At 67.1% G+C, this 26,942-nt stretch carries 24 protein-coding genes and 2 pseudogenes; 4 read left to right on the top strand and 22 right to left on the bottom strand.

Annotated elements, in window-relative coordinates:
• Nucleotides 1-316 precede the first annotated feature (316 nt).
• Nucleotides 317-1,051: a transcriptional repressor LexA gene (gene lexA, locus GK109_RS02655; RefSeq protein WP_157238576.1), complete on the top strand. Its 735-nt coding sequence runs from the start codon at nucleotides 317-319 to the stop codon at nucleotides 1,049-1,051.
• A 33-nt stretch (nucleotides 1,052-1,084) separates the two neighbouring features.
• On the opposite strand, the gene GK109_RS02660 is transcribed toward lexA, so the two are convergent.
• Together GK109_RS02660 and hflX are read right to left on the bottom strand one after the other, a co-directional pair.
• Nucleotides 1,085-3,142 carry an ATP-dependent DNA helicase gene (locus GK109_RS02660; RefSeq protein WP_157238577.1) on the bottom strand — a complete coding sequence of 686 codons (2,058 nt, stop codon included), beginning with the start codon at nucleotides 3,140-3,142 and terminating at the stop codon, nucleotides 1,085-1,087.
• Nucleotides 3,135-4,718, bottom strand: a complete 1,584-nt coding sequence (gene hflX / locus GK109_RS02665) for a GTPase HflX (RefSeq protein WP_157238578.1) — start codon at nucleotides 4,716-4,718, stop codon at nucleotides 3,135-3,137. Before hflX ends, GK109_RS02660 begins: the two co-directional genes overlap by 8 nt.
• A gap of 433 nt (nucleotides 4,719-5,151) precedes the next feature.
• Between hflX and GK109_RS02670 the strand changes: the two genes are divergently transcribed.
• The gene (locus GK109_RS02670; RefSeq protein WP_157238579.1) at nucleotides 5,152-5,775 is read left to right on the top strand and encodes a class I SAM-dependent methyltransferase; all 624 of its coding nucleotides are present in this window, start codon (nucleotides 5,152-5,154) and stop codon (nucleotides 5,773-5,775) included.
• Here GK109_RS02670 and dapF read toward each other — a convergent pair.
• The 6 genes from dapF to GK109_RS02700 form a co-directional block, all read right to left on the bottom strand.
• The gene (dapF, locus tag GK109_RS02675; protein ID WP_157238580.1) at nucleotides 5,747-6,691 is read right to left on the bottom strand and encodes a diaminopimelate epimerase; all 945 of its coding nucleotides are present in this window, start codon (nucleotides 6,689-6,691) and stop codon (nucleotides 5,747-5,749) included. The two genes, GK109_RS02670 and dapF, sit on opposite strands and share 29 nt — an antisense overlap.
• Nucleotides 6,692-6,723: 32 nt before the next feature.
• Entirely contained in the window at nucleotides 6,724-7,632 is a 909-nt protein-coding gene (gene miaA / locus GK109_RS02680; RefSeq protein WP_370460358.1) for a tRNA (adenosine(37)-N6)-dimethylallyltransferase MiaA, read from the bottom strand.
• A gap of 3 nt (nucleotides 7,633-7,635) precedes the next feature.
• Nucleotides 7,636-9,195 carry a tRNA (N6-isopentenyl adenosine(37)-C2)-methylthiotransferase MiaB gene (gene miaB, locus GK109_RS02685; protein WP_323057596.1) on the bottom strand — a complete coding sequence of 520 codons (1,560 nt, stop codon included), beginning with the start codon at nucleotides 9,193-9,195 and terminating at the stop codon, nucleotides 7,636-7,638.
• A gap of 18 nt (nucleotides 9,196-9,213) precedes the next feature.
• Nucleotides 9,214-9,705: a regulatory protein RecX gene (locus GK109_RS02690; RefSeq protein ID WP_321215871.1), complete on the bottom strand. Its 492-nt coding sequence runs from the start codon at nucleotides 9,703-9,705 to the stop codon at nucleotides 9,214-9,216.
• A 135-nt stretch (nucleotides 9,706-9,840) separates the two neighbouring features.
• The gene (gene recA / locus GK109_RS02695; protein WP_066274884.1) at nucleotides 9,841-10,896 is read right to left on the bottom strand and encodes a recombinase RecA; all 1,056 of its coding nucleotides are present in this window, start codon (nucleotides 10,894-10,896) and stop codon (nucleotides 9,841-9,843) included.
• Nucleotides 10,897-11,086: 190 nt separating this feature from the next.
• Nucleotides 11,087-11,311 (bottom strand): DUF3046 domain-containing protein, encoded by a 225-nt coding sequence (locus GK109_RS02700; RefSeq protein ID WP_321215870.1) that lies wholly within the window; start codon nucleotides 11,309-11,311, stop codon nucleotides 11,087-11,089.
• A gap of 40 nt (nucleotides 11,312-11,351) precedes the next feature.
• On the opposite strand from GK109_RS02700, the gene GK109_RS02705 reads away from it, so the two are divergent.
• Entirely contained in the window at nucleotides 11,352-11,885 is a 534-nt protein-coding gene (locus GK109_RS02705) for a MarR family winged helix-turn-helix transcriptional regulator (RefSeq protein ID WP_157238581.1), read from the top strand.
• 78 nt (nucleotides 11,886-11,963) lie between these two features.
• Here the strand turns inward: GK109_RS02705 and GK109_RS02710 are convergent, their stop codons facing one another.
• The 7 genes from GK109_RS02710 to GK109_RS02740 all read right to left on the bottom strand — a co-directional run bounded on the left by GK109_RS02710 (nucleotide 11,964) and on the right by GK109_RS02740 (nucleotide 19,920).
• Complete coding sequence (locus GK109_RS02710) at nucleotides 11,964-12,416, bottom strand: helix-turn-helix domain-containing protein (protein WP_043793869.1); 453 nt, start codon at nucleotides 12,414-12,416, stop codon at nucleotides 11,964-11,966.
• A 167-nt stretch (nucleotides 12,417-12,583) separates the two neighbouring features.
• Nucleotides 12,584-13,063, bottom strand: coding sequence for a CinA family protein (locus GK109_RS02715; RefSeq protein ID WP_157238582.1), 480 nt, complete (start codon nucleotides 13,061-13,063; stop codon nucleotides 12,584-12,586).
• On the bottom strand, nucleotides 13,060-13,704 hold the full coding sequence (pgsA, locus tag GK109_RS02720) for a CDP-diacylglycerol--glycerol-3-phosphate 3-phosphatidyltransferase (RefSeq protein ID WP_321215869.1): 645 nt from the start codon (nucleotides 13,702-13,704) through the stop codon (nucleotides 13,060-13,062). Before pgsA ends, GK109_RS02715 begins: the two co-directional genes overlap by 4 nt.
• Before the next feature lie 23 nt (nucleotides 13,705-13,727).
• Nucleotides 13,728-16,646 (bottom strand): DNA translocase FtsK, encoded by a 2,919-nt coding sequence (locus tag GK109_RS02725; protein ID WP_157238583.1) that lies wholly within the window; start codon nucleotides 16,644-16,646, stop codon nucleotides 13,728-13,730.
• A 134-nt stretch (nucleotides 16,647-16,780) separates the two neighbouring features.
• Entirely contained in the window at nucleotides 16,781-18,472 is a 1,692-nt protein-coding gene (locus GK109_RS02730; RefSeq protein ID WP_157238584.1) for a ribonuclease J, read from the bottom strand.
• A 41-nt stretch (nucleotides 18,473-18,513) separates the two neighbouring features.
• Nucleotides 18,514-19,422 carry a 4-hydroxy-tetrahydrodipicolinate synthase gene (gene dapA / locus GK109_RS02735; protein WP_157238585.1) on the bottom strand — a complete coding sequence of 303 codons (909 nt, stop codon included), beginning with the start codon at nucleotides 19,420-19,422 and terminating at the stop codon, nucleotides 18,514-18,516.
• Between the two features lie 138 nt (nucleotides 19,423-19,560).
• Nucleotides 19,561-19,920 (bottom strand): hypothetical protein, encoded by a 360-nt coding sequence (locus tag GK109_RS02740; RefSeq protein ID WP_370460360.1) that lies wholly within the window; start codon nucleotides 19,918-19,920, stop codon nucleotides 19,561-19,563.
• A gap of 84 nt (nucleotides 19,921-20,004) precedes the next feature.
• Between GK109_RS02740 and GK109_RS02745 the strand changes: the two are divergent.
• Nucleotides 20,005-21,239 (top strand): annotated as a pseudogene (locus GK109_RS02745) (heparan-alpha-glucosaminide N-acetyltransferase domain-containing protein).
• A gap of 55 nt (nucleotides 21,240-21,294) precedes the next feature.
• On the opposite strand, the gene GK109_RS02750 reads toward GK109_RS02745, so the two are convergent.
• The 7 genes and pseudogenes from GK109_RS02750 to GK109_RS02780 all read right to left on the bottom strand — a co-directional run bounded on the left by GK109_RS02750 (nucleotide 21,295) and on the right by GK109_RS02780 (nucleotide 26,937).
• Nucleotides 21,295-21,774, bottom strand: coding sequence for a hypothetical protein (locus GK109_RS02750; RefSeq protein ID WP_104997407.1), 480 nt, complete (start codon nucleotides 21,772-21,774; stop codon nucleotides 21,295-21,297).
• Between the two features lie 3 nt (nucleotides 21,775-21,777).
• A complete protein-coding gene (gene dapB, locus GK109_RS02755; protein ID WP_157238586.1) occupies nucleotides 21,778-22,548 on the bottom strand; it encodes a 4-hydroxy-tetrahydrodipicolinate reductase in 771 nt (256 codons plus the stop codon).
• A 96-nt stretch (nucleotides 22,549-22,644) separates the two neighbouring features.
• Complete coding sequence (locus GK109_RS02760) at nucleotides 22,645-23,118, bottom strand: molybdenum cofactor biosynthesis protein MoaE (RefSeq protein WP_157238587.1); 474 nt, start codon at nucleotides 23,116-23,118, stop codon at nucleotides 22,645-22,647.
• Entirely contained in the window at nucleotides 23,108-23,638 is a 531-nt protein-coding gene (locus tag GK109_RS02765; RefSeq protein WP_321215864.1) for a MogA/MoaB family molybdenum cofactor biosynthesis protein, read from the bottom strand. The genes GK109_RS02760 and GK109_RS02765 overlap by 11 nt, the downstream gene beginning before the upstream one ends.
• The gene (gene moaC / locus GK109_RS02770) at nucleotides 23,635-24,129 is read right to left on the bottom strand and encodes a cyclic pyranopterin monophosphate synthase MoaC (protein ID WP_157238588.1); all 495 of its coding nucleotides are present in this window, start codon (nucleotides 24,127-24,129) and stop codon (nucleotides 23,635-23,637) included. Before moaC ends, GK109_RS02765 begins: the two co-directional genes overlap by 4 nt.
• Nucleotides 24,117-25,393: pseudogene (glp, locus tag GK109_RS02775) on the bottom strand (gephyrin-like molybdotransferase Glp). Before glp ends, moaC begins: the two are co-directional and overlap by 13 nt.
• Before the next feature lie 23 nt (nucleotides 25,394-25,416).
• Nucleotides 25,417-26,937: a molybdopterin-dependent oxidoreductase gene (locus GK109_RS02780; protein ID WP_157242562.1), complete on the bottom strand. Its 1,521-nt coding sequence runs from the start codon at nucleotides 26,935-26,937 to the stop codon at nucleotides 25,417-25,419.
• Nucleotides 26,938-26,942: the final 5 nt, after the last annotated feature.

The raw sequence follows: 26,942 nt of genomic DNA on the forward strand, positions 1-26,942 counted from the left end.
CCTCCTGGACCGTACTGTGCTGCCCGGACGTCCTTCCCTCCGCCCCCGGCCGGACCTTTTCCGGCGTAGTCTTCGAATGACCAGGGCAATGAGTAGAACATATATTCGAACTTTGCTTTCTCTGTTTTAGCACCTATCAACGAACATTGTCGAGACTCGCTAGAACAAATGTTTGAAAAAGCAATGCGGCTGGCCTAGCTTTGAACCAAAGAACAACCACCTGGACAGTCGATCAGCAGGGTCTGACATTTAGGGGCGGGAACTTCCAGGGCATGGCCATGGAGAGGGCCGGCGGAACCGAAAGGCATTGGCGAATATGGCAGCAGCAGCCGCCGGGGGCAGGACAACCGCGCAACCGAAGAGGACCGCCAAGGGCCTGACTCCACGGCAAAAGAAGATCCTCGAAACCATCCAGCGCTCGGTCAACGAAAACGGGTACCCGCCGTCCATGCGGGAGATCGGCGACACCGTGGGACTGGCGAGCCTTTCGAGCGTGACGCACCAGCTTTCCCAGCTGGAGAAGCTTGGCTACCTCCGCCGCGACCCCAAGCGGCCGCGGGCCATGGAAGTCCTGATGCCGCTGACCCTGGACGGCGGAGCCGCAAAGCCGGCAAGCCAGGCGTCCGCCGTCCGTTCACCCGGTGCAGCGACTGTGACCGAGCTGCCCACCGCCCTGGACACGGCGATGGTTCCCCTGGTGGGCCGGATCGCCGCAGGCGGCCCCATCCTTGCCGACCAGCTGGTGGAGGACGTGATGCCGCTCCCCAGGCAACTGGTGGGCCAGGGGGAACTGTTCATGCTTCGGGTAGCCGGGGATTCGATGGTGGATGCAGCCATCTGCGATGGCGACTGGGTTGTGGTCCGCCGCCAGCAGGATGCGGCCAACGGGGATATCGTGGCCGCGCTCCTGGATGACGAAGCCACCGTCAAGACATTCCGCCAGCGCGACGGCCACACGTGGCTGCTCCCGCAGAACACCCAGTACGAGCCCATCCTCGGAGACCACGCCACCATCATGGGCAAGGTTGTGTCGGTACTCCGCTCGCTGTAGCAGGGAAACTCCGTCCGCTGCAGCGAGACGGCCTCAGGCGTTTTCCCGGGCCAGCCGCTCCAGGGCGGCAATCGCCGTCTTCCGGTCTGTTGTGGACCAGAAGGGCGGCAGCGCCCCGCGCAGGAACCCTGCATAGCGTTCAGTGGCAAGCCGGGAGTCAAGCACGGCCACCACTCCCCTGTCGCCCGTGGAACGGATCAGCCGGCCTGCCCCCTGGGCGAGCCGGATCGCGGCGTGGGTGGCCGAAACCGACATAAAGCCGTTTCCACCTGCCTGGGCTACTGCCCGTGAGCGCGCCGTCATGAGGGGATCGTCCGGCCGCGGAAACGGGATGCGGTCTATCACCACAAGCCGGCACGAGCCGCCGGGGACGTCCACGCCCTGCCAAAGGGACATGGTCCCGAACAGGCAGGTATCGGGCTCGTCGGCGAACTGCTTTACCAGGCCGGTCATGGTGGAGTCACCCTGGCAGAGGACGGTCATCCCCAGCTTGGGGCGCAGTGCCTCGGCCGCTTCCTCTGCCGCACGCCGGGACGAGAACAAGCACAGCGCCCCGCCACCGGAAGCACGGATCAGGGCTTCCAGTTCGTCCAGTGCTTCCGGGGAAGCACCCCTGCCGGGCTTCGGCAGATGCCCGGCCACGTAGAGGATGCCCTGCTTTGGGTAGTCGAAGGGTGATCCCACGTCCACGCCTGTCCAGCTCGGGGCGCCGTCACCCACCAGGCCCAGTCCGCCCGCGGCAGGTTCAAACGCGGAACCGATGGCCAGCGTCGCGGAGGTCAGCACCACCGTGTGGCCGGCGAAGAGTCCTTCGCGCAGCCTCCCGGCCACGGACAGCGGCGCGATGTTGATCAACGCAGGAGCGGTCTCGTCCGGCGGGGAAAATCCCTGTGCAGGGTCAAAGGAACTGGCACGGGAAAACCACACCACTTCGCGGTTCTCCCGGGCTGCCAGGAGCCGTTCACAAAGTTCCAGGATGAGCAGCAGCCGCGACCGCGCGAGCTGCCTGCCGCCGTCGGCCGTGGCGCTGCTGTCCCCCTTTGAATCCGAGAGGGCAGCCCGGCAGGCATCCCGCAGCTGGTCCACGCAGTCCAGCTGTTCATCATTGAGCCCGTTCGGGAGCAGCCCGTTCGGCACGCCTGCCAGGGCAAGCTCCAAGTTGGCGGCTGCGGCGTTCAACGCATCAACGGTGATGGCCGTGTGCTTCCGCGCACCGGCGGCAGCGGCGTGGACCATGGCCACCGAGAGCTGGCCGGAGACCGCCCCGGTAACCCTGTCCTGGAGTTCATGGGCCTCATCCACCACCACCACGTCATATTCGGGCAGGACGGCCAGGCCTTCGAACGCGCTGACGGCGAGCATCGCATGGTTGGTGACCACAACATCCGCTTCAGCAGCGTCCTGGCGCGCCAGTTCGCTGAAGCATTCCGCAGCCATGGGGCACTTCTGGGAGCCGAGGCACTCCATGGACGTCACCGAAACCTGCCGCCAGGCACGGTCCGTGACGCCCGGCAGCAGTTCATCCCGGTCGCCGGTGGCGGTCTTCTCCGCCCACTCCCGCAGCCGCACCACCTCCTTGCCGAGCTGGGACGAGGGGCCGCCCACGGCGGCGGCGAAATGCGGGACGCTGGTGTCCTCGCCCAGGCTGAAAAGCTGGCCTTCGGCCGGCTCCTCGCTGGGGAAGCCGCCTTCCAGCTTGTGCCGGCAAACGTAGTTGGAGCGGCCCTTGACCAGGGCCACTTTGACCGGCCTGTCCAGGGCGGGGGTGATGGCCTTGAGGAGCCTGGGCAGGTCCCTGCCCACAATCTGTGTCTGGAGGGCCAGGGTGGCCGTTGACACCAGGGCGGGCTTGTTGCTCTGCAATGCATGCGCGATGAGGGGTATGAGGTAGGCCAGGGACTTGCCGGTGCCGGTCCCCGCCTGGACCAGCAGGTGGTCCCCCGTTTCGATGGCGCGGGCCACCTGCCTGGCCATCTCATGCTGGCCGGCACGGCTTTGCCCGCCCATGCCCGCCACGGCCCGGTCGAGCAGTTCGATCACGAACTGCTCGCCGGCCGTTTCCGTGGCTTCTCCTGCCACGGCCTCAGTCATTGCTGACGAAGGGTTCCAGTTCAGCCGCGAAGCCTTCCCGGACCATCACGACGGCCCTGGTGCCGGCTTCAACGTGGTCGACGCTGATGATCTCGGCGTCGGAGTCGTGAAGCTTGCTGATCAGGTCTCCGCGCTCATACGGGATGAGCAGTTCCAGCTTGACGCCGGGCCGGGGAATGGCGTCGCTGATTGCCTCCAGCAGTTCGGCGATGCCTTCCCCCGTGCGGGCCGAGACCACCACGTGCCGCGGCTCGCGCTGCTTGAGCCGTTCCACCACGAACGGATCAGCGGCGTCGGCTTTGTTGAGCACGATGATTTCGGGCACCTTCCGGGCATCCACCTCGCTGAAGACCTTGCGGACTGCGGCGATCTGGCCCTCGGGATCCGGGTGCGAAACGTCCACCACGTGCAGGATCAGGTCCGCGTCCGCAACTTCCTCGAGCGTGGAGCGGAACGCTTCCACCAGCTGGGTTGGCAGTGAACGGACGAACCCCACGGTGTCGGCCAGGGTGTAGCCCAGGCCGTCCGCGGTTTCCGCTTTGCGGACGGTGGGATCCAGGGTGGCGAACAGGGCGTTCTCCACCAGGACACCGGCGTCGGTCAGGCGGTTCAGCAGCGAGGACTTGCCCGCGTTGGTGTACCCGGCAATCGCTACGGACGGCACGGCATTACGACGGCGGTTGGCCCGTTTCGTCTCGCGGGCCGGCTTCATCGCGGCGATCTCCCGCCGCAGCTTGGCCATCCTGGTGCGGATCCGGCGGCGGTCCAGCTCGATCTTTGTCTCACCGGGACCACGCGAACCCATGCCGGCAGCCGCGCTGCCCACCTGGCCACCGGCCTGGCGGGACATCGACTCACCCCAGCCGCGCAGGCGCGGCAGCAGGTACTCCAGCTGGGCCAGCTCCACCTGGGCCTTGCCTTCGCGGCTCTTGGCGTGCTGGGCAAAGATGTCCAGGATCAGGGCTGTCCGGTCGATGACCTTGACCTTGACGATGTCCTCCAGGCCTCGGCGCTGGGAGGGAGCGAGCTCGGCATCCACCACCACGGTGTCCGCGCCGGTGGACGCCACGATGTCCCGGAGCTCCAAGGCCTTGCCCGAGCCGAGGAACGTTCCAGGATCCGGCTTGTCGCGCCGCTGGACCAGCCCGTCCAGGACCTCGGAACCGGCAGTTTCTGCGAGGGCTGCGAGCTCCCGCAGCGAGTTCTCGGCGTCGGCCAGGGTCCCCTCGGACCAGAGCCCGGCCAGGACCACGCGTTCCAGGCGCAGCTGCCGGTACTCAACCTCGGTGACGTCTTCGAGTTCGGTGGAAAGCCCGGCCGTTCGGCGCAGGGCGCGGCGTTCCTCAAGATCCTGCTGGTCGCCGTCGTACGTTGTGTGTTCTTCGTCCAGGCGGGAAATCGCCTGGGCTTTGCCGAGCATTGCCTTCCCGTCCCGGCCCTCGTCACCGCCGCCTGGCGCGCTGAGGCTCCTGGCCGGTACGTCCTTGGAGAGAATCCGGTCGATGACAGCTTGGATTTCCGCAGGACTCATGTCCTGGGCGGCTGGATCTGATCCGGTGTTGGGCTGGCTGGTCATGGTCTCCTTTGAAGATTCGGCAGTTCCAGAATAGTGCCGAATGCCGGTGATTGGTGAAGTATTCGCGCTGGGCTGACGGCCTGCGGTCATCCAAGCCTCCTGGCTTGTTGGGCCGGGCGCTGCAGGAGGCGGCGCCGGCGGAGATGCCACGACTCAGATTCGTGGCGGACATGGAAACAGCCGGAAAAACGGCGGGAAGTCCAGCGGAGGCTGACCTTCGAGTGTCGTCCGGCGACCGGAAAACGCGTTCTGCGTTCGGCCCGGTGCACGCAGCGGAAGGTGGGAAAACCTGCATCGCTGGGTGGGACATGGCTTCGGGACGGGCTGGGCCCGTGCCGGCTACTCAAAGATCAGGAACATGCTCTCCAGCGTAGCAGAGGGCCACACGCGGCAGTTTCCCTTTACGCTGCAAGGGGAACTACTCTGGCCAGTTATGGAGTCCGCACATTATTTCAGCGCAACGCCCGCCGGCCCTTTCACCCGCAAGCCGCTGACTGTCGAACTCGCCGGGCAGACGCGCAGGCTGCAGACTTCCACCGGCATCTTCAGCCCGGACGGGATCGACAAGGGCACGGCCATCCTCCTTGCCGAGGTCCCGGCCCCCGCGCCGCAGGGAAACCTGCTGGACGTCGGTTGCGGCTGGGGCCCGATTGCCCTGACCATGGGGCTGAAGTCGCCCTCCGCCCGGGTCTACGCAGTGGATGTGAACGAGCGCTGCATCACGCTGACGAACGAGAACGCCGCCGCGCTGGGACTGGCCAACGTCACCGCAAGTACCCCGGAAGCGGTGGACCCGGAGGTGCGCTTTGACACCATCTGGTCCAATCCGCCCATCCGGATCGGCAAGGACGAGCTCCATTCACTCCTGAAGCTGTGGCTGCCCCGCCTCGCGCCGGGCGGTACGGCGTGGCTGGTGGTGCAGAAGAACCTGGGGGCCGACTCGCTGCAGCGCTGGCTTGCCGGGGAGCTGGACGACTCCTTCAGCGTCAGCCGCGAATCAACGTCCAAGTCCTTCCGGATCCTGAAGGTCAGGAAAGCGTCCCGGTTGCCACAATAACTGCCGGGCCGCTCAGCTCAACGTGTTCATGGCCCGCCGGGCCGGCGAAGAACTTGACGCCAACCACCCCGCCGGGGACCTGAACGCGCCAGGTGTCGGGGGCTTCCGCACCTGCCCAGTGCCGAATGGCCACTGCGGCGGCGCAAGCCCCGGTCCCGCACGACTGGGTCTCCCCCACCCCGCGTTCATGCACGCGCATAGTGACTGTGCCGACGCCGTCGTGCACCAGGGGTTCCGACGGAACCACGAACTCAACGTTGGTTCCGTGGGCCGGGACAGGGTCGACCACGGGCGCTGTGAACAGGCGGGTTGCCGTGAGTTCCGACAGCTCCGCCAGGGCCACGACAGTATGGGGGTTGCCCATGCTGACGGAGAGGGCAGGGCGGGGAACTTCCAGGCCTTCCGCGGTGACCAGTGAATCCATCGCCTTGGCTGTGGCTTCCCCGGGGAAAATGAACTCCCAGGGCCCCATGTCCACGGCGTAGCCTTCGCCTGTCCGCACCACGGTCTTGACGCCGGCGCGCGTGCCAATGGTAAGGGCCCCGCCGTCGGGCAGGTCAATCAGCCCCTCCGTGCGGAGGAAGTGGACGAAGACGCGGACGCCGTTGCCACACATCTCGGACAACGAGCCGTCACCGTTGCGGTAGTCCATGAACCATTCGGCGCCCGGGGCCGTGGCGAGCAGCTCACGGCCCTCCGGCAGGAAGCGCGACGGAACGGCGCGGATGAGCCCGTCGCCGCCGATCCCGCGGTGCCGGTCGCAGAGCGCTGCAACGTCGTGGGCGGATATGGTGTGGACACCGTCGGGATCGGCCACCAGGACAAAGTCGTTGCCGGTGCCGTGTCCCTTGGAAAAGCGGAGCCCGCTCAGGGTGCGGAGGGCCGGCTCGGTGGTTTCTGCGAGGGTTGCGTCCATGTTTCCAAGGGTACCGGCCGGGCGGGGCAGCCCTAAATACGCGGCCGTTCGCACAGCGCTGCGGCCTTGGCCACCAACGACGGGTCCTGCCAATCCAGCCAGGAGATGCGGGGATCGGCGCGGAACCAGGTGAGCTGGCGCCGTGCGAACTGCCGGGTGGCCACGATGGTGTCTTCCGCGGCCTCCGCTACGGTCGACGCGCCGTCGACGACCCGGAGGAACTGCGCGTAGCCGAGGGCGCGGGACGCGGTTTTCCCTTGGCGCAGCCCTTGGTTGTCCAGCCGTTGGACTTCCGCGAGCAGGCCGTCGTCCACCATCCGGTGCACCCGGCGGGCGAGCCGGTCGCGGAGCACGTCCCGGTCCACGGCCAGGCCCACCTGGACGGCCGGCTGGACGTACTCGCGCTGCGGCATGAAGGAACTAAACGGCCGGCCGGTGAGCCGGTGGACCTCCAGTGCACGGATGATGCGCCGGGCGTCGGACAACCTCCCTGCCGACACCGGGTCCACTTCGCGCAGGCGCTCCAGCAGCACCGCCTGCCCGTTCTCCGCGAGCTCAGCCTCAAGTTGTTGGCGAACCAGCGGATCCGTTCCGGGAAATTCAAGGACATCCAGTGCGGCCCGCACATACAGGCCGGAGCCGCCGGCCAGGATGGCGCGCTTACCGCGGGCGTGGATGTCCGAGACCAGGGCGCGCGCCTGCTGCTGGAACCGGGACACGCTGGCTTCCTCGGTCACATCCAGGATGTCCAGAAGGTGGTGGGGCACTCCCCGGCGTTCGGCCTGGGTGATTTTTGCCGTGCCGATGTCCATGCCGCGGTAGAACTGCATGGCGTCGGCGTTGATGACTTCGCCGCCAAGTTCCAGTGCAAGGCTGACGGCAAGGTCGGATTTGCCGGAACCGGTGGGACCGACGACGGCGATGACAGGCGGGGAGCCCACCGGTCAGCGGGTGCGGACGGGCAGCGAGGGCATGCCCAGCGAGACGCCCTTGCCGCCGGTGCCGGCACCGGGCGCGGGGGCTCCGCAGGAATCCGCCTGGGACCTGTCCCAGGCGTCGCCGGCCCGGGAGCGGCGCAGGCTGTAGTCGGCCAGGGTGGGGTCGGCCACGAGGTGGAAGGCGGCGGCCTCGGTGATGGTGACAGTGACAAGGTCTCCCGGACGCGGAGCCTGGGCGCCCTCCGGGACGGAGAAGTGCACCAGCCGCTGGTCCTGCGAGCGGCCGGACAGCCGGTGGGTTTCCCCGGCTTTCCGCCCGGACTGCGCGGTGACCATGACCTCAACCCTGCGGCCCAGCTGGCGCCGGTTTTCCTCTGCCGCAATCCTGTCCTGGAGGGCGGTAAGCCGTTCAAAGCGTTCCTGCACCACGGCCTTGGGCAACTGGTCCGGCAGGTCGGCCGCCGGGGTGCCGGGGCGCTTGGAATACTGGAAGGTGAAGGCGGTGGCGAAGCGGGACTTCTCGACCACGTCCAGGGTGGCCTGGAAGTCCTCTTCCGTTTCACCCGGGAAACCCACGATGATGTCGGTGGAGATGGCGGCGTGGGGAATCTTTTCCCGCACCTTGTCCAGGATGCCAAGGAACTTTGTGGACCTGTAGGAGCGCCGCATGTCCCGCAGGACCTTGTCCGAGCCGGACTGCAGCGGCATGTGCAGCTGCGGCATGACGTTGGGGGTCTCCGCCATGGCGTCGATGACGTCGTCTGTGAACGCGGCAGGGTGCGGGCTGGTGAAGCGGACTCGTTCCAGGCCTTCGATATCGCCGCAGGCCCGGAGGAGTTTGGAGAAGGCCTGCCGGTCGCCGAACTCGACGCCGTAGGAGTTGACGTTCTGGCCGAGGAGGGTGACTTCGATGGCGCCGTCGTCAACCAGGGCCTGGATTTCGGCCAGGATGTCGCCGGGCCGGCGGTCTTTCTCTTTTCCGCGGAGGGCGGGCACGATGCAGAAGGTGCAGGTGTTGTTGCAGCCTACGGAAATAGATACCCAGCCCGAGTAGACGGAATCGCGTTTGGTGGGAAGCGTTGAGGGGAAGACGTCCAGGGACTCGAGGATTTCGAGCTGGGCCTCGTTGTTGTGGCGCGCGCGGTCCAGCAGGGCGGGCAGGGCGCCAACGTTGTGGGTGCCGAAGACGGCGTCCACCCATGGCGCCTTTTTCAGGATGGTTTCCCGGTCCTTCTGGGCGAGGCAGCCGCCCACCGCAATCTGCATGCCGGGGTTCGCGGCCTTCACCGGCGCGAGGATTCCCAGGTTCCCATAGAGCTTGTTGTCGGCGTTTTCGCGCACTGCGCAGGTGTTGAACACCACGACGTCGGCCTGCTCACCCTCGGCCGGTACGTATCCTGCGTCCTCGAGCATGCCTGCCATGCGCTCTGAGTCGTGGACGTTCATCTGGCAGCCGAAGGTGCGCACCTGGTAGGTGCGTGGCTTCTGGGCAGCCGCTTGCGGAGCGTCGGCGGCCGCTGTGCTGGTGCCGGTACCGGAAAGGGGGGAAGGGATGGTCAAACTCACCTGTTAAGGGTACCGGTTTTACCGTTCGCCACTGTCGGCTGCGGCCCGGGACTCCAGGACGTCGTTGACGATCCGGAATGCCTGGGACGGCTGGTAGCCCTTGCGGGCCAGCATGGAGGCCAGCCGGCGCGCAGCCTTGTCCCGTTCCGCCCGGTCCTGAAGATCCGTCCCCGGGCGGAGCTTCCGCTCAACGAGTTGCCTTGCTGCGGCTTCTTCATCTGCGTCCGACAACTGTTCCAGCGCCGCGGCGGCAGTCTCCTGGTCGATGCCTTTCTCCGCCAGCTCGCGCCGGAGTGCGCCCTTTGCCAGCTTCCGCGACTGGGCGCGGCTCCGAACCCACATGTCGGCGAAGTCGGCGTCGTTGATCAGGCGGGCTTCCTGGAACCGGTCCAGCACTGCCTCTGCGACGTCTTCCGGGATGTTCCGCTCTGCAAGCTTCTGTGCGAGCTGCAACCTGCTCTTGGCTGAGGCTGTTAGCTGCCGATAGACGATGGACTGCGCAACCGACACCGGATCAGGCTCGGCATCCCCTGCAACGGGAGAGTCCGGAGCCGGGCCGTCCTGGAGGTCATCGGCATACGAAGCGGCGCGCCGCCCGCCGGCTCTGGACCGGCGGGGGCGCGCATTTTCAGGGCTGGTCAACGGTTAGAACCCGTCAACGGCCTTCAGCTTCGGGGAATCCTTGGATTCGGGCTCCGCAGGCTTGACGCCGACACCAAGCTTTTCCTTGATCAGGCGCTCGAGTTCGGCGGCCAGTTCAGGGTTGTCGCGCAGGAACCGGCGCGAGTTCTCCATGCCCTGGCCCAGCTGGTCGCCATCGTAGGTGAACCAGGAGCCGGACTTCTTGATGATGCCGTGCTCCACGCCCATGTCGATGATGCCGCCCTCGCGGGAGATGCCCTGGCCGTAGATGATGTCGAACTCGGCCACCTTGAAGGGCGGGGCCATCTTGTTCTTGACGATCTTCGCCTTGGTCCGGTTACCGACCGAATCCGCGCCTTCCTTGAGGGTCTGGATGCGACGCACGTCGATACGGATGGAGGCGTAGAACTTCAGGGCCTTACCGCCGGTGGTGGTTTCGGGGGAACCGAAGAAGACGCCGATCTTTTCACGGAGCTGGTTGATGAAGATGGCGGTGGTCTTCGTCTGGCTCAGGCGGCCGGTGATCTTACGCAGGGCCTGGCTCATGAGCCGTGCCTGCAGGCCCACGTGGCTGTCGCCCATGTCGCCTTCAATTTCGGCACGGGGCACCAGCGCCGCGACGGAGTCGATCACGATGACGTCCAGGGAACCTGAACCCACCAGCATGTCCATGATTTCGAGGGCCTGCTCGCCGGTGTCCGGCTGGGAGACCAGGAGGGCGTCCGTGTCCACACCGAGCTTGGCGGCGTACTCAGGATCGAGGGCGTGCTCGGCGTCGATGAAGGCGGCGATGCCGCCCAGTCGCTGGGCGTTGGCCACTGCGTGCAGGGCAACAGTGGTTTTACCGGAAGATTCCGGGCCGTAGATTTCAACGACGCGGCCCCGGGGAAGGCCGCCAATTCCCAAGGCAACGTCCAAGGCGATGGAGCCTGTGGGGATGACCTCGATGGGGGCCCGGACTTCATCGCCGAGCCGCATGACCGAGCCTTTACCGAACTGCTTGTCGATCTGGGCCAGTGCTGCTTCGAGCGCTTTTGCACGATCCGGGGCTGCCGCCATGGTTCACACCTCTAATGCTTTCTCGCTTTGGAGTGGCCTCAGCGGCCGTTTATTGGTCATCTCTGACGCTAATGGGACCCACTGACATTCCGGCCGGATAACGGCGGCTATGTGGATAACCCGCTATGAAAAGCATAGCTTTACCCGAACAGGTATTCGAACAGGAGCGCGGCGTGTCAGGAGAATCAGGCTAGTTCGCGCGGGGCTTGAGGTCCCGGCCCAGCCTGCGCTCGGCGGGGACGTCCTGGACGTCGCAGACTGCCAGCCACACCTTTCGGGGTTCCACCCCGGCAGCCAGCGCCTGGTCCGCAGTGCGCCCGCCCACCCCGGCCAGCACAAGCGTGCTGCTGAGGACCCGCGAGTACCCGGCGCCGAATTCGTCGTCCATAAGCCGCCAATAATCGCTGATTCGCACCAGAAAAGTCTCTCACGATCCGCACCCTAGAATTGTTGCCATGAGCAGCTCCCCCGACGTCCCCTCCCTGCAAGGCCGCCACGACGAAGCCACCGTGGACGCCGCGTTGCAGAACGTGGAGCACCAGATCAGCCTCTTCTGGCGGCGCGCCCGGGCCATTTCCAACCAACTCTCCCGCCAGGTCCATCCGGACATGGAGCCGGCCGCCTATGGCCTGCTGACGGTGATCCGCAGGGAGGGCCCGATCAGGCTCACCGACCTGGCCATGAACATTGGCGTGGGCAAGCCGTCCGTCAGCCGGCAGATTGCGTTCCTCGAGAGCCTGGGACTCGTGTCCAAGGAGGCAGATCCGCTGGACGGGCGCGCCCAGGCCATCCGGCTCACTCCTAAGGGTGAGGAGAAGATGCACCAGGTCCAGGATGCCCGGCGGCAGGTGTTTCGTGAACGCCTGGGCGAATGGCCGGTGGAGGACCTGGAAGAACTGGCCCGGTACATGGCCAAATTGAACTCCACGTACGAGCGTGACGGGTTCCCGAAGGACGGGCCGGCGGCCGCCCCTGCGGAAGACACGTAGGCGGATACGACTGAAGCCCCCGGCACGGCCGGAGGCTTCAGTGTGTCTTGTTTCCAAGGCCGCCTTGCGGCGGCGCGCTTACCGGGCGCCGGAAAGAAGGCCGGTGGAAAGTTCGTCGTTGAGTTCAGTGTTCAGGTCGCGCTCAAGGTCGCGGCCATAACGCTGGGAGAACTCCTGCGGAACGGTGTCCGGAACGGCAACGCCTTCGGCAACTGCCACACGGTCGCTCACTTCGCGGAGCATGCTGGACAACGGGACATCCAGTGCCGAGCAGATCGAAGAGAGGAGCTCGGATGACGCTTCCTTCTGGCCGCGCTCCACTTCACTGAGGTAACCCAGGGAGACACGGGCGCTGTGCGAGACTTCACGGAGCGTACGCCCCTGACGCTGGCGGACATCGCGCAGGACATCACCGATTTCGTGACGAAGTACAACCATCTTGCGCTCCTTCTGTTCGCTCTTAGCCTGATCGGCGAGGCCCACATCCTTCCAGCGGACAACGCCGTTAACGGATACGGGCTGCTTTACCATCTGTATCGCCTTGCTCCCTCATAGGTCAGGTCCGCGGTGGCGCGAACCGTCGTGGTCATTTCATCCTAGGCGCCTCCGCTATCCGGAAGCGACACAATGTAATAACTAATCGGTACCGGCTTTTGTTCCCGCCAACTTTACATCCGGGTAACTTCGGCCGGCCGGGTTCACCGGGACAGGGCCTCCAGAAGCCGTTCCAAGGCAGCCCCGCAGGCCTGTCCGCGGATTTCTGCACGGTTGCCGGCGAAGGAATACTCGAAGGCTTCCGTCCCGGCGGCGGTGGCTATGCCTACATACACGGTTCCCACCGGCTTTCCGTCGTGCTCATCCGGCCCCGCAACGCCGGTGGTGGAGACGCCGATGTCAGCGCGCAGGACTGTCCGGGCTCCGGCCGCCATGGCTGCGGCGACGCCGGGGTCGACGGATCCGACGCGGGCCAGCAACTCGGCCGGGACGTCCAGGACCGATTCCTTGACCGAGTTCTGGTAGGCAACCACCCCGCCCTGCAGGATCCCGGAGGCGCCGGGCGTGTCGGCAAGGACTGCGGACACCATCCCGGCGGTCAGGGATTCTGCGGCGGCCACGGTGCGTCCTGTGTCGAGGGCTTTCCTGACTGCTTCCGCGGACAGATGGTGGAGGTTGGTCATGCCGGCTCCTGTCCTTTGCTGCTGCGTGCCTGCAGCTTTCCCTTCGCCCGAAGGCGCAGTGCCTCCATCACGTACTGGATGCCGGTCCAGACTGTGATGGCCACGGCCGCCATCATGACGGCGAACGCCACCCAGGCCAGCCATGGAGCGAAGGCACCCAGCGGCAGGAGGTACAGGAAGATGGCCGCAGTCTGCACAACGGTCTTGAGCTTTCCGCCCCGCGAAGCAGGGATGACGCCGTAGCGGATCACGAAGAAGCGCAGTGCGGTGATGCCCCACTCGCGGACCAGGATCACCAGTGTGGCCCACCATGGAAGTTCGCCCAGCACCGAGAGCATCACCAGGGCGGAACCGGTGAGGAGCTTATCCGCGATGGGATCGGCGATCTTGCCGAAGTCCGTCACCAGGTTCCGGCTCCTGGCGATGTCGCCGTCGAGCTTGTCCGTATAGATGGCGACGGCGAACGCCGCGACCGCCGCCCACCGCCACGGCCCGGACGCGCTCTGCAGCCCCGGCGCGTCCGCGATAAGGAACCACACGAAGAACGGGACCAGCGCGATGCGGATCATGGTCAGGATATTGGGAAGGTTCCAGACCCCGGCACGGCCTGGGCCGGCCGCGGTGGCATCAGTGCTAGTCACGTTCCTAGGCTACAGTCTTTGGGCTAGCGCCCGGTGAGGGACCAGGCATCTTCGGAGCCGTCCTCGTCGTCGTAGCCGCCGGGCGGGGAATCCGAGCCGTCGTAATATTCGGCACTCTGCTTCCGCTGGTCGAGGTCCGCGGCCACGAGGTCTTCCGCGTATCCGCCCCGGGCGATGTTCGCATTGGCGTTGTCGCTCAGGGCTGCGGTCTGCGAGTCCGGCGCAGCGGGTGCGTCCTGGCCCTTCATGGCCGCCAGGACGGGGGCAAGATCGTCCGGCTTCACCAGGACGTCACGGGCCTTGGACCCTTCGGACGGGCCCACGACGCCCCGGGATTCCAGCAGGTCCATAAGGCGCCCCGCCTTGGCGAAGCCGACGCGGAGCTTGCGCTGGAGCATCGAGGTGGAGCCGAACTGCGTGGTGACCACGAGCTCGGTAGCCTGCAGCAGGACCTCGAGGTCGTCCCCGATGTCGTCATCGATCTGCTTCTTCGGCGCCTCCGCGGCAACATCGTCACGGTAGCTTGCCTGAAGCTGTCCCTTGACGTGCTCAACCACCTTGTGGATTTCGGACTCCGTGACCCAGGCGCCCTGGACGCGCATGGCTTTGGACGCGCCCATCGGCAGGAAGAGCGCGTCACCCTGGCCAATCAGCTTCTCGGCACCCGGCTGGTCCAGGACAACGCGCGAGTCCGTGACGGAGGACGTGGCAAACGCCATGCGGGACGGAACGTTGGCCTTGATCAGGCCGGTGACGACGTCCACGGAAGGCCGCTGGGTGGCCAGGACCAGGTGGATGCCTGCCGCCCGGGCAAGCTGCGTGATGCGGACGATCGAGTCTTCAACGTCGCGCGGGGCAACCATCATGAGGTCCGCGAGCTCGTCCACGATCACCAGCAGGTAGGGATACGGCCGGATGACGCGCTTGGAGTCCACCGGCGGCTGGACCTTGCCGGCCCGCACCGCCTTGTTGAAGTCGTCGATGTGCTTGAAGCCGTAGTTGGCGAGGTCGTCGTAGCGCGCGTCCATTTCGCGGACCACCCATTGCAGTGCCTCGGCGGCCTTTTTGGGGTTGGTGATGATGGGCGTGATCAGGTGCGGCACGCCCTCGTAGGCGGTCAGTTCCACGCGCTTGGGGTCCACCATCACCATGCGCACCTCGTCAGGGGTTGCGCGCATCAGGATGGACGTGATCATCGAGTTCACGAACGATGACTTGCCGGCACCGGTGGCGCCTGCCACGAGGAGGTGGGGCATCTTGGCGAGGTTGGCTACGACATAGCCGCCCTCCACATCCTTGCCCACGCCCATCACCATGGGGTGGTCCGTCCGGCGGGCGTTCTGGCTTCGCAGGACGTCGCCCAGCGAGACGGTCTCGCGGTCCGTATTCGGGATCTCAATGCCGATGGCCGATTTGCCCGGGATGGGGCTGAGGATCCGCACGTCGCTGGAGGCTACGGCATAGGAGATGTTCTTGGACAGCGCGGTGACGCGTTCCACCTTGGTTCCGGGGGCGAGTTCGATCTCGTACCTGGTAACGGTGGGGCCGCGGCTGAAGCCGGTGACGGTGGCGTCGACGTTGAACTGCTGGAGGGTGTCAGTCAGGGCAGCGACGACGGCGTCGTTGGCTTCCGTGCGCTCCTTGGGGATGGAGCCGGGCGTCAGGTAGTCCGATGCCGGGAGCGTGTACGTCACGTCGCCGGCGAGGGACAGCTGCTCGGTGCGCTGCGGAATGGGAACCGGCGGCGGGGCGGGCGCCACGGGGTTGGATGGCACTGTGGGGGCGGCTGCCGGTTTGGCAGCGGCTGCGGACATGCCGGGGGTGATCATGGGGATGGCTTCGGTTGCGTTCTCCCCCGCCGGAGCCGCTCCCTGCGCCGCGCTGCCCAGGCCCTGGGCAGCTTTGATCTTCTCGACGGCGATCTCCGCCTGGGTGGGCCGCCGGACTCCCGGCGCCGGGCGGGCCGCCGCGCCTCCCTTTGCGTCATCGTCGTCGATCACCGCGTGCTCGAAGGCTTCGTCCCCTACATAGCCCTCCAGTCCGGCGTCGGCGTCCTCCTCGTCCTTGCCGAAGAAGCGGCGCTTCTTCTTGGGGGCCTTGGACGCTGTGGCGGGCGCGGTCCGTTCCAGGTAGCTGCGGTCATGGGCGTCCCGGTCCTGGTCATCCAGCAGGTCAATGCCCATCAGGTGCTCGTAGCCGGCGCGCAGTCGGCGCGGAATCGCGGTGAACGGAGTAGCCGTAATGATCAGCAGGGAAATGAAGGCCAGCAGCGAGTAGAACACGACTGGAACGGCGGGATGGATGGCGGCCAACGGCGACGCAGCGAGGAAACCCAGCATGCCCCCGGCCTGGCGGAGGCCGTCGAAGCCGTCGGCCACGGTGGGCTGTCCGCCGAGGATGTGGGCCAGTCCGCAGCCGGCGAACGTCATGATCAGGAAGCCGATGCCCACCCGGTTGTTGCCCCGCCCGTCCGAGGGCTGGCGGAAGAGCCGGAACGCGCAGACAAACAGCATCAGCGGAAGAAGCAGGGAGATCCACCCGAAGGTGCCGTTGACCACGGCGTACACCGCGTCCGGGAACCAGCCCGTCAGGCCCCACCAGGCGAAGGTGGCAATAAAGATGCCAAGGGCCAGGTTGAACAGGGCGGCGCCGTCACGGCGTTCTTCCGCGGGGAGGTCGCTGACGTCGTGGCCGATGCGCCGCACGCCTCCGCCCACCAGGTGGCCCACTCCCAGCCAGGCTCCGCCCACCACGCGCAGCAGCCACGGCTGGTGGTGCTCGACGGCGGGAAGCTGGCGGGTGCGCGCGGTGCTGGAAGAGCCGCGGGCACGCCCCGATTTGGCGGCCGTGGAGCCTGAACCGCGGCCGGAGGAGCTGCCGGTTTTGCTTCCGGCGCTGCCCCTGCTGGAGCCATTGGGCGCGGACGTAGTACGAGTGGCCATACCAGCCACGGTACCCGAGTTGGGCTGGTTTTCCGGGGATTTGGACCCCCTGGTCCGCCGGTTCGCGGCCCTTAAACGCGTCCGGCCCGCGGCCCCGTCGGACGGGAGCGCGGGCCGGAGCAGGCAGGCTGGTGTCAGGCCTCGAGCACCACGGGGATGATCATCGGCTTCCGGCGGAGCTTGCGGTTGACCCAGGTGCCCACCACGCGGCGGACCACCTGCTGGAGCTGGTGGCTGGTGTGGTCCGCGTGGTTGAGGACCGCCTCCTCCAGCGCCGCGTTGATCTTGGGGATGATTTCGTCGAACACGGAGTCGTCCTCCGCCACGCCGCGGGCGTGGATCTCGGGGCCGGATACCACCTTGCCGGTGGCGCGGTGGATGACGGTGATGATGGAGATGAAGCCTTCGTCGCCGAGGATCCTGCGGTCCTTGAGGTCGGCGTCCGTGATCTCGCCGACGCTGGAGCCGTCCACGTAAACGAAGCCGACTTCCACCTGGCCCACAACGTCAGCCCGGTGGTCCTTCAGGTCGATGACGGTGCCGTTGTCCGCGAGGATGACGCTGGCTTCGGGCACGCCGGACTCGATGGCGATCTTGCCGTTGGCGATCAGGTGGCGGGTCTCACCGTGCACCGGCATGGCGTTGAGCGGCTCGAGGATGTTGTAGCAGTAGAGAAGTTCGCCGGCGGCGGCGTGGCCCGAGACGTGGACCTTGGCGTTGCCCTTGTGGATCACGTCGGCGCCGAGCTTGAGCAGCCCGTTGATGATCCGGAAGACTGCGTTCTCGTTGCCGGGGATGAGGCTGGAGGCAAGGATGACGGTGTCGCCGTCGCCCACCACCACGCGGTGGTCGCCGTTGGCCATCCGGGACAGGGCTGCCATGGGCTCACCCTGCGAACCGGTGGACATCAGCACCACGCGGTTGTCCGGGAGGTTGTCCACGTTCTTGATGTCCACGATCAGGCCCGGCGGGACGTCCAGGTACCCGAGCTTCTCGGCAATGGCCATGTTGCGGACCATGGAGCGGCCCACGAAGGCCACCTTGCGGTTGTGCTTGGCAGCTGCGTCCAGCACCTGCTGGACCCGGTGGACGTGCGACGAGAAGGACGCCACGATGATCCGTTTGGTGGCCTGGCCGAAGAGCCTTTCGAGCGTGGGCCCGATTTCCTTCTCGGCAGTGGTGAAGCCGGGGACGTCGGCGTTGGTGGAGTCGGACATGAAGAGGTCCACGCCCTCCTCGCCGAGCTTGGCGAAGTGCCGGAGGTCGGTGATGCGTCCGTCCAGCGGCAGCTGGTCCATCTTGAAGTCGCCGGTGTGCAGGACGGTGCCGCCGGCGGTCCGGATGAACACGGCCAAAGCGTCGGGAATGGAGTGGTTGACGGCCACGAACTCACACTCGAACGGGCCGAACTTTTCGATCTGGCCTTCCTCGACCGTGAGGGTGTACGGCCGGATGCGGTGCTCCTGCAGCTTCGCCTCGATCAGGGCGAGGGTCAGCTGCGAGCCCACCAGCGGAATGTCGTTGCGGCGGCGCAGCAGGTACGGAACGGCTCCGATGTGGTCTTCGTGTCCATGGGTGAGGACAACGGCCACGATGTCGTCCAGCCGGTCCTCGATGTAGGAGAAATCAGGCAGGATCAGGTCGACGCCGGGCTGGGTTTCCTCGGGAAAAAGGACACCGCAGTCCACGATGAGCAGCTTGCCGTCGATTTCGAACACGGCCATGTTCCGGCCGATCTCCCCCAGTCCGCCCAGCGGAACAATCCGGAGGGTTCCCTGCGGCAGGCGGGGAGGGGTGACAAGGCCGGTGAGGGCAGTTTGGGTCATATTGCACTACTTTCCAGGCGGAAGGGTGCTGGTCTTACTCCTCAGGAAAAGACCAGCCCCGCTTCCGCCAAATCCCCGCGGATGGTTTCGATCTCGGCTTCGTCCGGCTCCACGAGGGGCAAACGGACAATCGAGTTGGGCAGGACTCCCTGCCATTTAAGAATCTGCTTGGCCGCAACGGCCCCCTGGACCCGCGTCATGGTGGCCCGGACCACTGGCAGGAGTTCAAAGTTGATCTTCCGGGCAGTGCTGAGGTCGTTCGCGTTGACGGCGTCGATGAGCTCGCGGAAGCGGCGCGTGGCCACGTGGGTTGTGACGCCCACCAGGCCGACGGCGCCAAGGGCCATCCACGGAAGGGTCAGTCCGTCGTCGCCCGAGTAGAAGAGGAGGTCCGTCTCGGCCATGACGCGCGTGGCGGCGACGAAGTCGGCCTTGGCGTCCTTGACTGCCACGATGTTCGGGTGCTGCGCCAGCCGGATCATGGTGTCCGGCTCAATGGCGATGGAGGAGCGGCCGGGGATGTCGTACAGCATGACGGGCACGTCGACGGCGGAGGCCACCGTTTCGAAGTGGGCGCGGACCCCGGCCTGGCTGGGCTTGTTGTAGTAGGGCGTCACCAGGAGGAGGCCGTCGACGCCGAGGGCCGCCGCCTGCCGGGAAAGGTGCACCGAGTGGGCGGTGTCGTTGGTGCCCGTGCCGGCGATGATGGCAGCGCGGCCGCCGACAGCGTCCTTGACGGCGCGGAACATGCCGAGGTTTTCCTCGTCGGTGAGGGTGGATGTTTCGCCCGTGGTTCCGGTGACCACCAGGCCGTCGCAGCCGTCATCCACCAGCTTGCTGGCCAGTTCAGCGGCCTGCTCGTAATCCACTGCGCCGTCCTTGGTGAACGGTGTGACCATGGCGGTCAGAAGAGTACCAAGGGCAGGGAGATGCGCGGAATTGTCAGCCATGGAAAAAACGTTACCCTGTCAGCGGCTGGTTAGGACAATGCCGGGAGCGTGATGCACGTCAAACAGGCGGCCGCGCCCCTCGGCGCCAGCGGCTCCTCTCCCCTCCCCGGCACCTCCCCCGCACCGCATTCGGGGCAGTCAGGGAGCGTGCCGGCCTGCGGAGCGGGGCGCCCCTGCCGGCGGGCCGCAATACCGTCCGACGGCGGCCTGCCGCAGCTCCTCCGCCCATGAGGCAAGCCGCTGGGCGGCCCGGACATAGTGGAACAGTTCCACCGGGGTCAGTGCGTCAAGGTCCGCTTCCGCGAGGCGGCGGGCCAGCTCGGGACCCTCGGGCTGGGCTGCAAGGCTGATGCCTTCCTGCTCCCATTCGACATCCTCGGGCGGCCGGCCCGCCACCAGCTGGCGGAAGAGGAAGTCAACAACCCCTGGACTCATGGCCTTCATGAGCCCTGCATTGCCGGACTCATGGGCGGGAATTCCGGATGATGGAGTGTGCATGCAGCCCATATTATTCGAACACATATTCGAATACAAGGAGTTTCCTGACAGCTCCGGCACAGCCAAATATGAGACGATCTGGTCATGACGTCCCGTACCCCGGCAAGAACGTCCCGCAAGACTGCCGGGCGGCCCGTTACGGCGCGGCTCCACGGCATCGACGCTGCCCGTGGCCTGGCTTTGCTGGGCATGATGGCCACCCACCTGCTTCCCACCTTCGAGTCGAACGCGGACCTGACCCCCACCTGGATTGGCCTCACCTTCTCGGGCCGGGCTGCGGCACTGTTTGCGGTACTTGCGGGGGTGGGCCTGGCCTTGTCCACCGGAAAGCACAAGCCATTGCAGGGCCCTGACCTGGCCGCCGCCCGCCGCGGCGTTGCCCTGCGCGCCCTGGTGATTGCCGCCGTCGGACTTTCCCTGGGCGGGCTGGAGGTGAACCTGGCCATCATCCTGGTCCACTACGCGGTGCTGTTCCTGTGTGTCCTGCCTTTCCTGGGAATGGCGCTGAAGCAGCTCTGCGCCTGGGCCGGCGGCTGGGTCCTGGGGTCACCGGTGCTGGCATACCTGCTGCGCCCGTGGCTCCTCGCCGCCCAACCGCCGATGCAGCTGGGCCACAACCCCTCCTGGGAGGACCTCTCGACACCGGCAAGCCTGCTGGCGGACCTGTTCTTCACCGGCTACTACCCTGTGTTCCAGTGGCTTTCATACCTGCTCGTCGGACTCATCGTGGGCAGGCTGGTGCTGGGCAGGGCAATGGTCCCGGTGGTGCTGCTGGTAGGGGGCACTATCGTCGCAGTCCTGGCCAAGACCCTGGGTGTTACGGCAATGGAAAGCTGGGGCGGCCGGGCTGCACTGGAGGAGCTGCTGAATTCTCCGGGGTATCCACTGGAGAGCATCCTGCAGGTGAACTTGACGGGTATCCCCAGGAGGGGTCCTGGTGGTGGCTGGCGTCCGCCGCACCGCACTCGGCCACCACCTTGGACCTGCTGCACACGTCGGGCGTGGCTGGGGCGGTCATCGGGGCATGCCTGCTGCTGGGCCGGCTGGCCGAGTGGGTGGACCTGGACCTGCTGCTGCCGCTGCGCGGTGCGGGAGCGATGACCCTGAGCCTCTACGCAGTCCACGTCTGGGTGGTCTCCGGTTTCTACCTCAAACCGCTGCCGGCCGGCTGGACGGAGGACGGAATGTACTTCGCTCATGCCGCCACCGCAGTAATTGTGGGCATGGTGTTCGTGCTGCTGAAGTGGCGGGGGCCGCTGGAATGGCTGGGACATGCCGCGAACCGGGCGGGCCGGGGCGAGCCGCGGTCCATCCGCTAGCTGTGCTCAGCACTAGCTGTGCTCAACAAGCGGGCACCGGGCGGTCGGGGGGCTCCTAGGCGGGAACGTTCCCGCGGAAAAGCTTGATGGCGTCCCGCATGGAAGCGCGGGCGCGTTTCCGGTCGCCGGCGGCGTCATAGGCGCAGCTCAGGCGGAACCAGGAGCGCCAGTCATCCGGAGCCGCCTCAGCCTCGGAACGGTACTTCTCGAACTCGGCATCCGCGGCTGTCCGGACGATCCGGCCGGCCGGCGTGCGGGGCAGCTCGTCCACCGGCAGTCCGCCCTCCGCCTCCAGGACCTTGGCCATCTGCTCCGTGCGGGCACCGAACATCAGCTCCCGGATCAGGGCCCATGCACCGATGGCGGGCAGCACCAGGTACGCCGCACCGATAGCCTGCGCCGCGAGGTTGCTGTCCGTCAGCAGGAGGATGGAACGCTGGAAGGACACCACCAGGTAGAAGACCAGCAGCAGGGTTACTGCCCCCACCCAGATCTTGGTGCGGTTCTTCCGGAAGCCGGCCAGCAGCCCGTCCATGGCCTAGAGCCCCAGGTCCAGGTAGCCGTCCAGGCCTACGGTCAGTCCGGGGTGTGTCGCCACGTTGCGGACGCCCAGCAGGACGCCGGGCATGAAGGAGGCGCGGTCGAACGAATCGTGGCGCAGCGTCAGCTGCTCGCCGGAACCGCCCAGCAGGACTTCCTGGTGCGCCACCAACCCCCGGAGGCGCACGCTGTGGACCCTTACGCCGTCAACGTCGCAGCCCCGTGCTCCGGCCAGTTCGCTGGTGGTGGCGTCCGGGCTGGGCGGCACCTGCGCAGCAGCGCGTTCGGCGGCGATGAGCTGGGCGGTGCGGACCGCCGTGCCCGAGGGTGCGTCCACTTTGTCCGGGTGGTGGAGCTCGATGATCTCGACTGATTCGAAGTACTTGGCGGCCTTGGCGGCGAAGGCGGAGGCCAGCACCGATCCGAGGGCGAAGTTCGGGGCGATCAGGACACCTGTCTCCGGATGGCCGGCCAGCAGGCTTTCCAGCGCGGACAGCCTGGCCGCGTCCCAGCCGGTGGTTCCCACAACAGCGTGGATGCCGTGTTCGACGGCGAACCGGACGTTCGCTTCGGTGCTTTCCGGAACCGTCAGGTCCACCACGAACCGGGCACCGGCAGCCGTGATCTGGTCCAGCGAATCGCCGCGTCCCAGGGCCGCCACCAGCTTCATGTCCGGTGCGGCTTTAATGGCTTTTACGGCTTCGGCGCCCATGCGCCCGTTCGCGCCCAGCACGGCAACGGGCAAGGGAGCAGGGAGTTGTTCGGTCATGCCGTTAAGCCTACCGGTGGGCCCGCGCCGCACAGGCACCAGGGACTGTGCGTTACCTCGCAGGAAGCATGGTGCCGGCCGGCACCAGCGGACGCCTCAGCTGCCGGCGCCGACCCACTCCACCGTGCCGTCAGTAAAGAACTGTTCCTTCCAGATGGGCACCTGTTCCTTGATCCGGTCCACCAGCTCAGAGCACACGGCGAAGGCCTGGCCCCGGTGGGCTGCGGACACCGCGCACACCAGCGCGGGATCGCCGATCTCCAGCATGCCGATCCGGTGCGCCGCCCAAATCCGCACCGGCTGCGGGGGCACGCTGCTGTCTACGCTTCCGGCGGCCTGTTCCCCGGCAAGGCGTGCGACGACGTCGGCCATCACCTGGTGTGCCGTGGGATGCGCGCTGTAGCTGAGCCGCTCAACCGGCTTGCCGCCGTCGTGGTTCCGCACCACGCCGCTGAAGCTGACCACTGCCCCCGCGGTGTCGCTCTCCACCGCCGCGATGGCCTGGTCAACGGAGATTGGCTCCGCGCTCAGGACGGCGTTGACTACCTCGAAAACTGCTTCAGTGCCCATGTCCGCCTTCCAGCTGGTCGCAGAGGTGCCCGATCACCGGGTCCAGGACGGTGAGTCCGTCCATGACCCCTTTGGGTGATCCGGGCAGGTTGATGATGAAGGTACTGCCGGCCGCGCCGGCATAGCCGCGGCTCAGGGCCGCCAGCGGGGTCTTCGCGGCACCGGCGCGGCGCACTGCCTCCATGATGCCGGGAATCTCGCGGTCCAGCAGCGGAAGGGTGACGTCCGGGGTGCGGTCGTCCGGGCTGAGGCCTGTCCCGCCGCTGGTGATGACGACGGCGGGGTGCTGGGTGAGGAGCGCGCGGATGGCTGCGCCCACGGGCTCGCCGTCGGGGACCACCATGGCCGGGAACACGTCGAAGCCGTGTTCGGTCAGCCAGTCCGTGATCACGGGGCCGGTTTCGTCGTCGTAGATGCCGGCCGCAGCGCGGGTGGAGGCGATCACGACGCCGGCCTTCCGGCCCTGCACGTCGCCGTGCCGGTGCGGCTCGGGGGCATTGATGGTGCCGGGAGTAGTCACAGTGCCCAGTCCCCGCTCTTGCCGCCGCTCTTGGCCAGCACCTTGATGTCGGTCAGGACAGCGTGCTTGTCCACGGCCTTGATCATGTCGTAAACGCTCAGCGCCGCAACGGAGACTGCCGTGAGGGCTTCCATCTCCACGCCGGTGACGCCGCGGGTCTTCACGGTGGCGAGGATCGAAACCGTCGCGGCGCCAAGTTCGAAGTCCACGGTGACCTTGGACAGCGGCAGCGGATGGCACAGCGGTATCAGTTCCGGGGTCTTCTTGGCCGCCATGATCCCGGCAACCCGTGCCACGGCCAGGGCGTCCCCCTTGGGCAGTCCGCCCGAGCCGAGCAGGTCCATCACCTCCGAGGTGGTGTGGACCGTGGCGGTGGCGGTGGCCTCGCGGGTGGTTTCGGCTTTGGCGGACACGTCCACCATCTGGGCGCTGCCGTCCTGGCGCAGGTGCGTCAGCGCGGCCGGGGTTTGTTCTGCATTCACAGCATCCATACTTCCACCTCCGCACCGGCCGCGAGCGCGGCCACTCCTTCGGGGACGTGAACCAGCACGTTGGAACCCGCGAGCGCGTGCATCAGGTGTGAGCTTTCCCCGCCCTGCAGCTCCACCGTCCCGTCGGACTGCAACGTTCCCCGGCGGACCTGGTGCTTGTGTTCGGGAGACGTGAGCGGGTGCGCGAGGCGGGCGCGGAGGGGCAGGCGGGGTGCGGGCGTTCCCAGCAAACCCGCAAGCACCGGGCGGAGGAATATCTCGAAGGACACCAGGCAGCTGACAGGGTTGCCGGGGAAGCCCAGGAAGGGACGCCCGTCGAAGCTGCCGATCCCCTGCGGGCCCCCGGCTGCATTGCCACATGGAGGAACTCCACCGGCTGGTTCTCCATGGCCTGCCGGACTACCTCGTAGGCACCCTTGCTGACCCCTCCGGTGGTGACGATCAGGTCCGCCGCGCTGCCTTCGGCCCGCAGCAGCGCCCGCAGCGCGTCCGGGTTGTCCGTGGCAATGCCTGCCCGCCGGACCACCAGCCCCGCCTGCGTCATGGCCGCTTCCAGCAGGGTGCCATTGGAGTCGTAGATCTTGCCGGCGGGGAGCTCCTGGCCGGGCTCCACCACCTCGTCGCCCGTGGTCACCAGCAGGACCGTCACAGCCTTGTAGACCGTCACGTCCGGGATCCCCAGTGCCGCCAACAGTCCCAGCTGGGCCGGCCCCAGGAAAGTACCGGCTGCCAAGGCCGTCTCCCCGGCGAGGACGTCGCTGCCTGCTGCGCGCACAAACGTTCCGGGCGCTGCCGGGGGCAGACGCACCGTTGCTTGTTCCGCTGACTGCGCGGCGGGCGGCAGGAACCGGTCCGGAACGGCCCGCTCGATGGGGACGACGGCGTCGGCTCCGTCCGGGAGCATGGCTCCCGTCATGATCGGCGCGGCCATGCCAGGCTTTAGTCCGTCCGGACTGGCACCGGCGGGGACGGGAGGCATAACACGCAGCTCTCCGCCGCCGTCGGGCAGGTCAGCGGAGCGGACGGCGTAGCCGTCCATCTGGGAGTTGGGGAAGGGCGGCAGGCTGATGGGAGCCGGGACGTCGCCGACCAGGCCCCGGCCCAGGGCCTCACGCAGCGGCAGGCGCTCCGTCCGCTCCGGTGACCGCAAGGGCCGCAACAGATCTTCGACGGCGGCCACATGGCCAGCCACGGACCGTGCGTGGTGCGGGGAACGGTGCAGTGCCTGGTCTACAGGCGTTCCATGCGGTTGCGGGCTGGTCATGGTTCCGCCTTCAGTGTCAGCCTTCAGGGTTTCACGTCCACTCTAATGGTGTGGAGCCCGGTGGCTCCGTTGGGGGCGGCAGGGCGGCTCTGCTCGTCCTGGACATTGCCGGAAAGGTCCGTTGCCCTGACCTGGATTTCGTATTGCCCTTCCGTCAGGTCCAATCCCAGCTTCCACTGGTACCAGGTGTCCCGGGAGATTCCTTCCGCCAGTTCAGCTTGCTGCCACGCGCCCCGGTTCACCCTCAGCTCCACCTTCCCGATGCCGGTGTGCTGCGCCCAGGCCACGCCTCCGAACAGCACCCTTCCCGCCTTCACGGGGCGCCCGCCACGCGGCACATCGATCCTCGAGGAGGTCTTGATGGGACCCCGTTCCGACCAGCCTCGGGGTGTCCAGTAGGCGACGTCATCCGCGAACCTGGTGACCTTGAGTTGGGTGACCCATTTGGTGGCGGAGACGTAGCCGTAAAGTCCGGGCACCACCAGCCGCACGGGAAAGCCGTGCTCAAGGGGCAGCGGCTCGCCGTTCATTCCAATGGCGAGCAGCGCATCCCTGCCGTCGCTGAGCACCTCAAGGGGCGTTCCTGCGGTCCAGCCGTCGGCGCTCCTTGACAGGACCATGTCCGCGCCGGGCCGGGGGCCTGCCAGTGCGAGGAGCTCGCGGACCGGCCAGCCGAGCCAGCGCGCATTGCCGATAAGGTCGCCGCCCACGCTGTTGGACACGCAGGCGAGGGTGACATGGCGTTCAACCAGGGGTTTGGCCAGGAGATCGGCGAAGGACAGCTCAACCTCCCTGTCCACCATTCCCGTGACCCTCAGGACCCAGGTGGCGGGATCGACGGCGGGAACGGACAGTGCGGTATCGATGCGGTAAAAGTCGGCATTCGGGGTGACCAGCGGGGTGATGTCCTCGACTCCAGCCTCGGCAGTTGCCGGTATGGCCGGAGCCGCTGACGCGGGAGCCGGCAGGGCCACGCGGCCCCGGGCCTCGCTGACGACGGCGGCGGCACCGCGCCAGGCTGCCGCGAGCACGCCGCCGACTGCCGTGAATGCGGCTCCCCCGGCCAAAGCCTGCAGGAAGCGGCGGCGGGCCGGGGCGGGAGTTGCTAAGGCGGCGGTCGGGGTTGGGGCGGGCGTCGCGGCTGGGTCGGGCTCCGCTGCCTGGCTCCCCCACTCCTGAAGCATGCGGACCAGGAACCGAAGCAGGACGACCGCCACGACGGCGGTGAACACCGCCAGGCTCATTGCGTTGACATTGGCCTGGGCACGGGTCAGGACGGCCGCAAGGCCGGCCAGGCCAAAGACGCCAACCACGGCGGCGCCGGCGTAGCGCCGCCGGTCCTCCACGACCCCTGCCAGCACCGCGAATCCGGCGATGACCAGCGCCATGCCCGCCAGGAGGGCAACTTTGTCCGCTGTCCCGAACACTGCCACAGCCCAGTCCTTGACACCGGGAGGAACGGCATCGATGACGGCACCGCCCACAGCAGTCACAGGTGACAGCGACGGACTGAACACCGCTGCCAAGAGTTCCCCCAGGACCAGGGCGC

This window comes from Pseudarthrobacter sp. GA104 (assembly GCF_009741265.1).
GTDB lineage: Bacteria > Actinomycetota > Actinomycetes > Actinomycetales > Micrococcaceae > Arthrobacter.